Here is an 11,892-nt window from a genome sequence, read left to right on the forward strand (position 1 = left end):
GAATCCCCGTGTCTTTAGACATCGGGAGTGTCAACAATCTCTCCTGAATGTCAGCGCTAGATTCGGGTAAAAGCTGCAACATTCGCGGTTCTAAATAATAAGGCACGAGCAGGCGATCGCGTCGGACTACTTTGTGCTGTTGTCGAATTCTGGTGAAAAGAAAACTATGGCCGTAAAAGCTAACAAACACATTGCCCTAATTTCAGTTCACGGCGACCCCGCTGTAGAAATCGGGAAAGAAGAGGCGGGTGGACAAAACGTTTACGTCCGTCAAGTCGGTGAGGCACTCGCCAAGCAAGGGTGGCAAGTTGATCTGTTTACCCGCAAGGCTAATGCAGAAGACCCAACTGTAGTAGAACACGCACCGAATTGCCGCACCATTCGCTTAGTGGCTGGCCCAGAAGCCTTTGTCCCCCGGCAAGAGATTTTTGAGTATTTACCGACATTTGTTGAGGCGTTGATTCAGTTTCAACAGCAAGCAGGTATAGAATATAAATTAGTTCACACCAATTACTGGCTCTCCGCCTGGGTGGGAATGGAACTCAAGAAAAAACAAGGGGTTAAGCAAGTCCACGTTTACCACTCCTTGGGCGCTGTTAAGTATAAATCAATTACCACCATTCCGATGATCGCCACCACCCGTTTAGGGGCAGAGAAGGCAGTCCTGGAAACTGCAGAACGGATTGTCGCCACCTCTCCCCAGGAACAAGAACATATCAGAACCTTGGTATCCCAAAAGGGGAATATCCAGATTATTCCCTGTGGGACAGATATCCACCGCTTTGGTTCGATTCAAAAGCCGGAAGCGAGATCCGCCTTGGGAATTGCGCCTGAAAAAAAAGTGGTGTTATATGTGGGTCGGTTTGACTCACGCAAGGGAATCGAAACTTTAGTTCGGGCCGTGGGGCGATCGCAATCGCTTCAGAATGGCAATCTAAGTTTAATTATTGCAGGCGGTTCCCGTCCGGGTCAAAGTGATGGCATTGAGCGCGATCGCATTGAGGCGATCGTGGACGAGTTAGGTCTACGAGAGATTACCCATTTCCCGGGACGGATCTGGGATGATTTGCTGCCGCAGTATTACGCTGCAGCCGATATCTGTGTCGTCCCCAGTCATTATGAACCCTTTGGATTAGTGGCGATCGAAGCAATGGCGAGTCGCACGCCGGTGATTGCCAGCGATGTGGGCGGATTACAATATAGTGTGAAAGCGGAAGAAACTGGATTACTCTGTCCACCCCAGGATGATACAGCATTTGCGGAAGCCATTGATCGGATTCTGTCCAATCCCACCTGGGGCGATCGCCTCGCCGTAGCATCCCGTCAACGAGTAGAAAACCTCTTTAGTTGGGATGGAGTCGCCACACAACTCAGCGAACTTTATCTGGAACTGCTGACAGAGACCCTCATGGAACAGCACCTGGAAAAAGCGATCGCTTAGGACTGGGTTTTTGGAGGAACTTTTCTCCCCTGATTAACCTCCTGCATTCCTTCTAACCCCGTAGGTTTAAACCCGCCTACGGGGTTTTTCGATAGCCCCTGATTCCTCACTCCTGACGAAAAATATCATGGAAATACGCGGCGTTTGGATGACGACCACCGATAGTCAAGTTTTCCGATCCAAAGAAAGAATCAACGAAGCAGTCGCCTTTCTTGCTGAGACGGGATTTAATGTAGTTTTTCCCGTGGTTTGGACCAAAGGATTAACCCTCTATCCCAGTCGAGTTTTAAGGGAGACCTTTGGCATGGAAATTGATCCCCTGTATCAAGGTCGAGACCCCTTAGCTGAACTCATCGAAGCGGCCAATTCCTGTGGGATTGCCGTGATTCCCTGGTTTGAATATGGATTTGCCAGTTCCTATCAGTCCAATGGGGGAATGTTGCTGCAAAAAAAACCGGAATGGGCCGCCAAGGACCTCTCAGGAAATCTCCTCAACAAAAATGGGTTTGAGTGGATGAATGCACTGCACCCAGAGGTTCAAAACTTCCTGTTACAGTTAATTTTAGAAGTGGTTCAGAATTACCCGATCGCAGGTATCCAAGGCGACGATCGCCTCCCGGCATTACCCAGAGAAGGGGGCTATGATGAATTTACCCGCAACCTTTACCGCCAAAGTTTTCAGTCTGATCCGCCCTCGAATTGCGAAGACTCCCAGTGGTTGCAGTGGCGTGCCGATTTACTCACGGAATTTTTATCGCAACTCTATCAACAAATTAAGGCGATTAATCCCAATTTGTTGGTTTCTCTTTCCCCTAATATTTATCCTTGGTGTTTGAATGAATATCTGCAAGACTCGCAAACCTGGCTGAACCGAGGACTGACGGATTTGATGCATCCTCAGATTTATCGCCGGGATTTTAAGAGTTATCAACGCCTGGTTAATCAAATGGTGAAAAGCCCTTGTTTTTCAGCACAGTTACCGCGAATTTCTCCGGGGATATTAATTAAGTTAGGGAAATATCGGATCAGTCCAGAATATTTGTTAAGTGCGATCGACTATAATCGGGCTTGTGGGCTTCCGGGAGAGGTGTTATTTTTCTATGAAGGGTTACGGGAAGATGATAATGCTTTAGCGAAACCGCTGCGATCGCGCTATAGTAGTCCGGTGCCATTTCCCACTTCTTTAGAGTTAACTCAAGGGGTGGCTAATCCGCCGTCTTTGAGAACAAACCGCCGGGGTCCCGGTTGGTTAGATTGGCTAAAAAATCGGTTTTAGGAGAGAGTTTAGGAGGGGTGGCAAGACGGGCGATCGGGCTATTTAATCCAGCGGGCGATCGCTGGTTGCCACTTGCGCTCAGTTAGATAAGCAAGGCCGATTAATATTATCAAATTTAATCCATAAAATGCCCAATTTTTCGGCAAACTAGAATTTAAACCCCATTGAACTAAAATGGGATAACTAAATATATAAATTCCATAAGAAATGGGAGCTAAAATGGAGAAGCAGCCTAAGATGTGATTAAAGTAAATCAGTTTATGGCGATACCAATACAGCCCGCCCGCCAACAGTAAAAAAGCCGCCAAAAAGTGTCGAAACATTAAAAAAGGATAGTAACCGGGCTTAAATTCCGATTCGCCCAACAAGGGAATGAGTGAAATTAGCACCATTCCTAACAAAGAAAGTAAGATGGGTCGCATATTTTCAAAAGTAAATGTCCTATCTTTTAAAAAAAGGTTTGCCATTTCCACCCCCACCCAACCCACAATAAAATAAGAACAAATTAAAGAAATTTGATTAGGTAAGAGTACATAACTTCCATAAGAAGCTGCCGAAAATAATAGGATATAGTAAATCCGCTGTGTTGGATTGACAACCCAATGAATGAGCGGATAAAACATCATGTAGAACCACCATTCATAGGATAAGGACCAGAGGGGGAGGTTCCCTAAAAAGGGGTAAAACCAAGTCCCGGGTTTCACACTCCCAAAATCCTGGAGTAACAAAAAATTACCAATAATGTCTACCCAGGATAGTTTCTGGAGAAGCGTTCCGTTCCACGCCAAAATCATAACAGAAAGCAGCATGGAAATAATTAAGGGAAAATAGATTCTTCTAAATCGCTTAATTAAGTATTTGCGAAAAGACAATTTAGGCTGACGAAATAAAGAGATTCGGACCAAAAATCCACTTAGAATAAAAAAGACGATGACGGCTTCTTGTCCAGCAGAAAATATTAGTTTTATAGAATAAGGAACGAGTTCTAAACCATATAATCCGTAAATGAAATTATGAATTAAAATATAAAAACAGGCGGCTCCCCGAATGGCATCAAGCTTTGGAAAATAAAATCTTTCACCCATATTCGTTCAATCCTATCGGATAGAGTATTCTGTGACAATTCAGGGCGAAGGGAAATCTCCCAGTTGCATGGCTCTAAAATGCCCCAGCTTTTCTGTTTTCAAGAATCATTTAAAACGGCTTAAGGCGATTGGATACCGGGGTAGATCCGTGAATCCGTAACGCGCTAAAACCGATTCAACTGGTCTGTGTAGCAAGGAGTATAAGACGAACTATCCCCCTGGGGGGTCTAGGCTGTTTATATTATAGGGTAGAAACTTCAACTTGCAATAAACCGGAAAGGTGAAACTCGATGTTTGTATATGAGGAGGCGATCGCCACCCAAAAGAAGCCCGGACAAAGAACTCGACGGGTCCAACCCCGGGATAACCGGGGGAGTTCTGGTGATCGGAACGGGGATTTTTTTCTGGAGAAACTATGAACTCAGATGGAAGGAAAACGTGGACTGTCGATATAGTTCGGTGGCAATTTCCACGGGAACTGGCTTACTAAATAAATAGCCTTGGGCCGTATTGCAATTCACGGACTTCAAAAAATTCAACTGTTCTAAGGTTTCCACTCCTTCAGCGATTACCTCTAATTTTAAACCATGCCCCAGGGTGAGAATGGCTTCAATAATAGCCGCATCATGGGGCTGATTGGTGACATCTTGAATAAACGAACGGTCAATTTTTAATTTATCTAAAGGAAAATGCTTCAGGGACGATAAAGAGGAATATCCTGTGCCAAAATCATCCAAGGCAATACCGATTCCCATTTCCTGGAATCCATGTAAGAGAGAAATCGTTAAATCAACATCTTTCATCGCAATGCTTTCGGTAATTTCCAACTCTAAATAGCAAGGAGAAAGTTGGGTTTGGCTTAAAATATTGGCGATTTCTTGCAGTAAATTTTGTTGGTGAAACTGACGCGCCGATAAATTGACCGCCATCCCAATCGGAGGAAGTCCGCCTAACTGCCACTGGTAATTTTGCCGGGTAGCGGCTTCGATCGCCCAGGCCCCGATGGGACAAATTAGACCCGTTTCTTCTGCCAGGGGAATAAATTCACCCGGGGCAACTAACCCCAGTTCTGGATGCTGCCAACGAATCAGCGCTTCCATACTGACAATTCGTCCGGTTTTTAAATCAATTTGAGGTTGATAATACATCCGGAACTCGTCCCGTTCCAAAGCTTTGTGCAAACTGGTTTCTAAAACCAGTCTTTCAAATGCTTTTGTACCGATCGCTGGGGTGTAAAGCTGATAGTTGTTTCTCCCTTGTTGCTTGGCCCGATACATGGCTGCATCGGCATTTTTTAAAAGCGTTTCTACATCTTCTCCATCATAAGGAGCTAAGGCAATTCCTAAGCTGGCTTTTACATAAAAATCTTGACCCTCTAAATGAAAAGGTTCGTTAAAACACTTTAAAATTTTATTGCTAATTTCCGTGACATCTTCAGCGGAACTTAAATGATTGATTAAAAAGGTAAACTCATCCCCGCCCCAACGCGCCAGCATATCTTCTTCGGGCAAAGAAGCACTTAACCGTTCGGCGACAATTTTGAGAAGCAAATCTCCAAGAGCATGACCGAGGGTATCATTAATGGTTTTAAATCCATCTAAATCTAGAAAAATCACCCCGAGCATTTCCGCCCGGTGTTGGGTATCTGCGAGGGCCAAAGAAAGGCGCTCATTAAAGAGCAGACGATTGGCTAACCCGGTTAGGCGATCGTGAGAAGCTTCGTGACGAATCAAATTTTCAACCCGCCGTTGCATCACAGCCATATAGAGATGAGTCCCCACGGATTCAGCCAGTTTAATTTCTTCGATTTTCCAAATTTTTGCTTGTCCTTTTTTAATTTCTCGCCACGCTTCAAAGGAGGCCCTCGGTCGCTGGTTACGTTCATCTAAATCATTTCGTCCCGCCCATAAAGTTTCTGTTTCAATTTCACTACGAAACAAGGTCAAGCACCCTAAATATTGTTTATTGTATTTTAAAGGAATAATCAAGATTGAGCGGATCTTAGTAGTTTTAAAAGCTGGAGCTAAGGGATTAAAAGCTCGGGTCTGATAAAGATTACCAATACTGACACTAGGCAGATAAACGAGAGAGTTTGGGAACGAGTCGGATTCACGATTTCCGTTTAAATTAGAGGGTAAATCGAGTCCAGAATCATCAATGAGTGCCGGTTCGCCGGGAGAGAGATTTTCCTTCTGATGAGTCCCTGGCTTGGTCTCCGGAGGCGCAATGTGTTCACTCCCGTTAACCAACTGTTGCCAACAGTCCGTTTCTTCAATCCAAGCAATACTAGGTTGAACCCCATAAGTATAGATTTGAGCTACTGCCCCGGTCATGTCTGGATTGATATAGAGTCGGCCTGAATCTGCCCGTAAGGCGATAACGGTTTCTTTCAAAACAGTTTGGCGAATTTTTTTGAGGTCTAAAGGTGAGTGCAGCAATCCGCTAATTTTATTGAGGACCGATTCATCCCGAGCTTGGTGGCGAGTGCGATTTAACAAATCTGATTGGGCGATCGCAATCGACATTTGATCCACCAGCAATTGGACAATCTTAATTTCTCGTTCTGAATATCTTCTCGGTTTAGCATGATGGGACACCAACAATCCCCAAAGATGATGTTGGTTGAGAATCGGAATGGTTAAAGAAGAAGATACCCCCATATTCTTCAGATATTCCGCATGACAGGGGTCTACGGGCCAATAGCGGATACCTCTTCGGCTGATACTTTCTCCATTGTCTGCAAAATCGAATTCTTCAGTGGTTTTGCGTCCAGATGACACATCTACGATCACCCGTTGACGGGCTGTTATAAATAACTCTCGTGCCTTCTCGGGAATATCCGTAGCGGGAAACCGCAGCCCCAACATAGAGGGTAAGCGATCGCGTTGAATAGATTCCGCAATCACCTCTCCGCTGCCATCTTCTTCAAATCGATAAATTTTGACCCGATGGGTATTTAAAAAAGCGCGAATTTCTCGGGCGGTAGTTTCTAAAATTGCATTTAATTCTAAAGATTGACGAATTCGACTAGCAATCCGATTTAATAAATTTTCTAGATCTAATATTGGCCCTGAATTGCGCTTGATTTTTCTACGAATCATTACTGATTTCTCCCCTTGATTAGCATTGTAATTGTAACCGGGGATATCCGGACCCGGTGTTTGGCCTAAATGCTAAAATGTATGAGCTAACTACTGCCTATGAAAATTTTGAAGTAAAGAAGCCCGAGGGCCACTCTATTCCCGGTTACCTTTTATCTTAGGCGTTACAGGTCAATTGGTTTACCGATTACCCAACTCGAAAGTATTTATGTTAATGTTACGAGTTTTAAGCAGAAACGATGACAATAGTGGCATTGTTTTAATATTTTTTAGTAAAGCGACTCGCTTCCCTCTCTTGTGTTCCAGGATGCGATCGCCCCTGGGTTCTAGAAACTAGCCGAGGCTCCTCATCCCTGACCCGGACGGGAATTGGCCCGGATCCTAATAATAGGGCCAAGAATCCTCCCCTGGGCTATCCGGTAAAGACCCCGCACTGCCCCTTCCAGCATCCGCCCGCCTTGTTTCCCCTGCAAACCCTGCATTTAAACCGTCCGGTGAGGCTCCTGAACCGTACCCTGGCTGTACAGAACTCCAGGGTTCTGCGTCATCACAGAAATATCCAGAGAAAAGTAATCCCCATTCTCATGGTAAAATCCGATTTCTCTGAATGCGTGAGGCGATCGCCCGCTTGCACTCAACCCTTGGGTAGAGAACAATTTAGGTAGCGGCGATCGCCTTGGCTAAGGACTGGCGATCGAGGATTTTTCCTGAACCCGAGGCATTCTGTGTTAAAATATATTTCGCAGATAAAGTTTGATTGTCGTGTTTGTTGCGATACAGACAAGCCAACAAACACAATCGGGTTTTAAAGCCAATTCAAAACAGATAGCCAGTTGTGGACAAAGCGCGATTGGGCGGCTTTGTACTCCGATCTGCGAGCCTTCGATTGTGAACCCCACCCTCGCAAACGGCTCGACAGGGGAGGAATGCCCCCATCAGCTATTTCCGTGACTGGAATATCAAGCTTACCCGAGTTGGGGTAAAGCGCATTTCACCCGCCCATCTTATTGTTGATACTCAGGAGGATACCGGATGACTCAAGTCGTTGTCGGCGAAAATGAAGCGATCGAATCTGCACTGCGCCGCTTTAAGCGTCAAGTTGCAAAAGAGGGAATTTATGCAGACATGAAGCGTCAGCGTCACTTTGAAACTCCCCTAGAAAAGCGTAAGCGCAAAGAAATCGCACGCCGCCGCAAACGCAGATATTCCAGATAAAAGACCCTCAACCCGCTCATCGGAGCGGGGGTCATTATTTGCCATTAGCCTTTGCATTAGATAGTCCGGGAGCGGGAAGCAGTTTGCTAGAAACGCTAATACTGCTTTAACGCCCGTTCTATCTCCCGCTTGTGGTCCCGTTCCTTCACCGCCGCTCGCTTATCGTGGAGTTGCTTGCCTCGAACCAGAGCAATCTCTACCTTAACTAACCCACGCTTGAGATACATCTTTGTCGGTACCATTGTCAAGCCTTTCTGCTCCACCTTGCCAATCAACTTGCGGATTTGATCGCGGTGTAGCAAAAGCTTCCGACTCCGGGTCGGCTCATGGTTAAAATAGACACTGGCCGTCTGATAGGGGGAAACATTCACATTCAGCAGCCACGCCTCGGCATCCCGAAACAAGACATACCCATCTCGGATATTCACCTTCCCTTCCCGAATCGATTTAACTTCGGTCCCTTTTAATTCAATCCCCGCTTCGTATTTTTCCAGAATCTCATATAAAAAACGGGCTTGACGATTATCACTGACTATTTTGATCCCTTCGCTTTGTTGCGCCATCTGTATTTCTTGGTTTCTACTTATTCTATGATCAACGAAAGGCGATTCAGCTAAAAACTAGCCTGAACGCCTTTGTGTTATTTCTAGCCTATCGTTTTTAACAGCCTACTAAGGGAACTCCAAAAAATAAAATAGCAATTGTAGGGTGGTGAAGCCACCGAACAGAAGGTGGGCATTGCCCACCCTACTCCTTTAAAAACTGAATAGGAATGATTTATTTTTTGGAATACCCTAAGATAAATCTAACCCGATCGCCCCGATCCCGAACCAACCAACCCAGAACCCACAGACTCCAAGTCGTTCCCCCCAGTTTGTAGTAACGACTTCAGTCGTTCTCTAGTCCGGGGATACCATAAAGGTTACAAAGCAGGTTTTTTCAGAAGAATTTTTCTAGATTGGCACCCAATTTGGGCTAAAAACCCGGTTGATTGTCCCTGGGGTCTCATACTCTACCCATGATGTAGAGCAAGGATTTACGATTCATCCCTAATTTTAAACAAGCTAAAGGCTGGAGTTTCTTCGCATTCAGGCGCTCTATTGCCTATCCTAGATAAAGAGCAGCGAGAGAAACAGGGATGTTCGGACACAATAATCACAAAAGTCAGATTAAAATTGCCATTGTTGGGGATGTACACGAACAATGGGAAGCCGCCGATGGGGAAGCGCTGACCCAACTCGGGGTTGATTTAGCGCTGTTTGTAGGGGATTTTGGGAATGAGTCAGTGCCGATTGTCCGGGCGATCGCCGCCTTGGATATTCCCAAAGCCATTACCCTTGGAAACCATGACGCTTGGTTCACTGCGACGGACTGGGGTCGCAAAACCTGCCCTTACAATCGCCGGAGTGAGGATTGGGTCCAGTCCCAACTGGATATCCTCGGCGAGACTCATGTGGGGTATGGCAAGTTAGATTTTCCAGAATTTGGGTTAACGGTGGTGGGGTCCCGTCCTTTTACCTGGGGAGGGTCGGAATGGAAATATGCAGATTTTTATAGCGATCGCTGCGATGTTAGCAGTTTTGTGGAGTCTACCGATCGCATTATGGCAGCGGTTAAACGCGCCAGCTTTGATACGATCATTTTTCTGGGCCACAATGGACCCAAAGGCTTGGGCGATCAGCCTGAAGACCCCTGTGGCAAAGATTGGAAACCCCTGGGAGGTGACTTTGGGGACCCCGATTTTGCCGATGCGATCGCCCAAACCCGCAAAATGGGCAAAACCATCCCCCTCGTCACCTTCGGACATATGCACCACCGCCTCCGCCACACTCAAACCCAGTTGCGTAAATCCCTGCATACCACCCCCGATGGCACTGTTTACCTGAATGCGGCCCGCGTCCCCCGGATTGTCCCTACAGAGATAGGTCAATTACGCAACTTTTCCCTCGTTGAATTACAAGGGAATACTGTGACTCGCGCCTCCCTGGTTTGGGTGGATCAAAATTTCGCAGTCGCCTCGGAAGAGGTGCTGTATCAACAATACCCGGAATCCGTTGCTACCTCAGCCTAGGGGCGATCGCATTTTTTCCCCCATTGACTCTTTCAATTCCAGACAACTCGGGGTAAGATAATACCAAGCCGCACTGGAGAGGTGGCAGAGTGGTCGATTGCGTCTGACTTGAAATCAGATGAATCCGCAAGGGTTCCGGGAGTTCGAATCTCCCCCTCTCCGTTGATTAAACCTCAAGAGAAGCCCGCACCCTCAAGCACTCTGTTGGTTAACGGGAGACCTAACCCCCCCACCCCCTCTCCTAAGAGGTCAGGGGGAGCCGGAAAGCCCATCCCCTCTTAGGGGAGGGGTTTGGGGAGAGGTCTCTTTCTTGATTCGCCAACAGAGTCCTCAAGGGTGGGGCTACACGAACAAAGCCCGCACTTCGACCCTTCGACGGGGCTCAGGGCAGGCTTTACTCAGCACAGGCCTACGCGGGCTCAATAGTAGCAATTATTGTAGGGTGGGCACTGCCCACCTACAGGACGAAGGTGGGCAGTGCCCACCCTACTACTTTTACCAACCGGATTTGGTATCAGTCGTTAATCCCCCATCCAAACGCGCCTCTACTGCTTCCCCCCAACATTCTTCCCTAGTTGGGGTCAATTTTGACATACTATAAGAAGAGTAAAATCCTAAAAAAACCCGATGACTGATAACCGGATCAGGGCTTATATCCAACTCATTCAAAAATTATTAGATTGTCCCGAAGGAGAAGAAATCGAGATTCTCCGACAGAATGAAGAGTTAGTCGATGTTCAATTTATCTACATTTTAGAACAGGCAGCCGCCCGAGCAGAAACCGAAGGGGAAGAAGACGCAGCTAGTTTTTTAGGGGATTTAGCCGAACAATTAAAACTCGCCTTTGGACAAACCACAGAAATGATGAACCCCGATCGCAGCGATCGGACTGAGGCATATATTAAAATCATTGAGGGAATCTTAGCCTGTAAAACCGGGGAAGAAGTCGCCCTACTTTTAGATAAAAACTCCGATTTAGTGGACCGAGGATTCGTACAAGTTCTCGCCCAAATTGCTCAAATGCTGACCGAAAATGGGAAGCCAGATTCTGCCGCCTTTTTAATCAATATGGCAACGGAAATCTCCGCTGTCATTGAGGAAGATTAACATCATTCAAGGGTCAAAGGCTATAAGGAGTGCTTTCGCGGAGCGTGCCGTAGGCTTCACATCTTGCTCGCTTTCTTAACAATAGCGAGCAAGATGCTCGCACTCCTCACCGGCTTGTCAGCATCATGCACTCCCAAGAATTACGCGAATAACTGTAGAAATTGCATTAAGAGGCGGTTAATCGCACCCTCCCACCCCTCGCTCCAAACCGTTACGGGAACGGAACTGCGCCAACTCTGTGGACATAGTTAGAAAAACCCTAGACAAATATAGCGGTTCCCGGACTCATGAGGTACAATACATAGGAAAACTGACTCATATAGCAGTTCCCAGACTCATGAGGTACAGATGCGATTAGGAGTAGGAGTGCGAGCATCTTGCTCGCTTGAAGAATAGCGAGCAAGATGCTCGCACTCCAAAAAAATATACGCCAATAACTCTGGAAACCGCTCTACTTATTCCTCCTGAGATGTAGAGGGGTTAATCCTCCTGAATATTACTATCTTCGGCAGCTTCCCGAACTAAATCTAATGGCAACTCTAACGATTCAGCAATAGCTTCTAAACTTAAGCCATGACGCAATAAGGGTTTCACTA

At 46.3% G+C, this 11,892-nt stretch carries 10 protein-coding genes and 1 tRNA gene; 6 read left to right on the forward strand and 5 right to left on the reverse strand.

Features of this window, described 5'->3' with window-relative positions; translation table 11 throughout:
* Positions 1-190: hypothetical protein (locus tag J0895_RS11595; RefSeq protein ID WP_207088248.1), on the reverse strand; the 190-nt coding region annotated here is incomplete at its 3' end.
* On the opposite strand from J0895_RS11595, the gene J0895_RS11600 reads away from it, so the two are divergent.
* Positions 167-1,441 carry a glycosyltransferase family 4 protein gene (locus J0895_RS11600; protein ID WP_207088249.1) on the forward strand — a complete coding sequence of 425 codons (1,275 nt, stop codon included), beginning with the start codon at positions 167-169 and terminating at the stop codon, positions 1,439-1,441. The two genes, J0895_RS11595 and J0895_RS11600, sit on opposite strands and share 24 nt — an antisense overlap.
* 127 nt (positions 1,442-1,568) lie before the next feature.
* A complete protein-coding gene (locus J0895_RS11605) occupies positions 1,569-2,717 on the forward strand; it encodes a glycoside hydrolase family 10-like protein (RefSeq protein WP_207088250.1) in 1,149 nt (382 codons plus the stop codon).
* 38 nt (positions 2,718-2,755) lie between these two features.
* Here the strand turns inward: J0895_RS11605 and J0895_RS11610 are convergent, their stop codons facing one another.
* The 3 genes from J0895_RS11610 to J0895_RS26380 form a co-directional block, all read right to left on the reverse strand.
* A complete protein-coding gene (locus J0895_RS11610) occupies positions 2,756-3,802 on the reverse strand; it encodes an acyltransferase family protein (protein ID WP_207088251.1) in 1,047 nt (348 codons plus the stop codon).
* Between the two features lie 413 nt (positions 3,803-4,215).
* Positions 4,216-6,903, reverse strand: a complete 2,688-nt coding sequence (locus J0895_RS11615) for a bifunctional diguanylate cyclase/phosphodiesterase (protein WP_207088252.1) — start codon at positions 6,901-6,903, stop codon at positions 4,216-4,218.
* Positions 6,904-7,560: 657 nt separating this feature from the next.
* On the reverse strand, positions 7,561-7,692 hold the full coding sequence (locus J0895_RS26380; RefSeq protein ID WP_277989825.1) for a hypothetical protein: 132 nt from the start codon (positions 7,690-7,692) through the stop codon (positions 7,561-7,563).
* Positions 7,693-7,935: 243 nt separating this feature from the next.
* On the opposite strand from J0895_RS26380, the gene rpsU reads away from it, so the two are divergent.
* Positions 7,936-8,118 (forward strand): 30S ribosomal protein S21, encoded by a 183-nt coding sequence (gene rpsU / locus J0895_RS11620; protein WP_015149204.1) that lies wholly within the window; start codon positions 7,936-7,938, stop codon positions 8,116-8,118.
* A gap of 95 nt (positions 8,119-8,213) precedes the next feature.
* On the opposite strand, the gene smpB is transcribed toward rpsU, so the two are convergent.
* Positions 8,214-8,681, reverse strand: coding sequence for an SsrA-binding protein SmpB (gene smpB, locus J0895_RS11625; protein ID WP_207088253.1), 468 nt, complete (start codon positions 8,679-8,681; stop codon positions 8,214-8,216).
* 575 nt (positions 8,682-9,256) lie between these two features.
* Between smpB and J0895_RS11630 the strand changes: the two genes are divergently transcribed.
* The 3 genes from J0895_RS11630 (at position 9,257) to J0895_RS11640 (ending at position 11,296) form a co-directional block, all read left to right on the forward strand.
* Positions 9,257-10,189 (forward strand): TIGR04168 family protein, encoded by a 933-nt coding sequence (locus J0895_RS11630; protein ID WP_207088254.1) that lies wholly within the window; start codon positions 9,257-9,259, stop codon positions 10,187-10,189.
* Between the two features lie 75 nt (positions 10,190-10,264).
* Positions 10,265-10,351: transfer RNA gene (locus J0895_RS11635), tRNA-Ser, on the forward strand.
* 465 nt (positions 10,352-10,816) lie between these two features.
* Positions 10,817-11,296 carry a hypothetical protein gene (locus tag J0895_RS11640; protein WP_207088255.1) on the forward strand — a complete coding sequence of 160 codons (480 nt, stop codon included), beginning with the start codon at positions 10,817-10,819 and terminating at the stop codon, positions 11,294-11,296.
* The last annotated feature ends 596 nt before the right edge of the window (positions 11,297-11,892 follow it).

Source organism: Phormidium pseudopriestleyi FRX01 (assembly GCF_017313335.1).
GTDB classification, from domain to species: domain Bacteria; phylum Cyanobacteriota; class Cyanobacteriia; order Cyanobacteriales; family Laspinemataceae; genus Laspinema; species Laspinema pseudopriestleyi.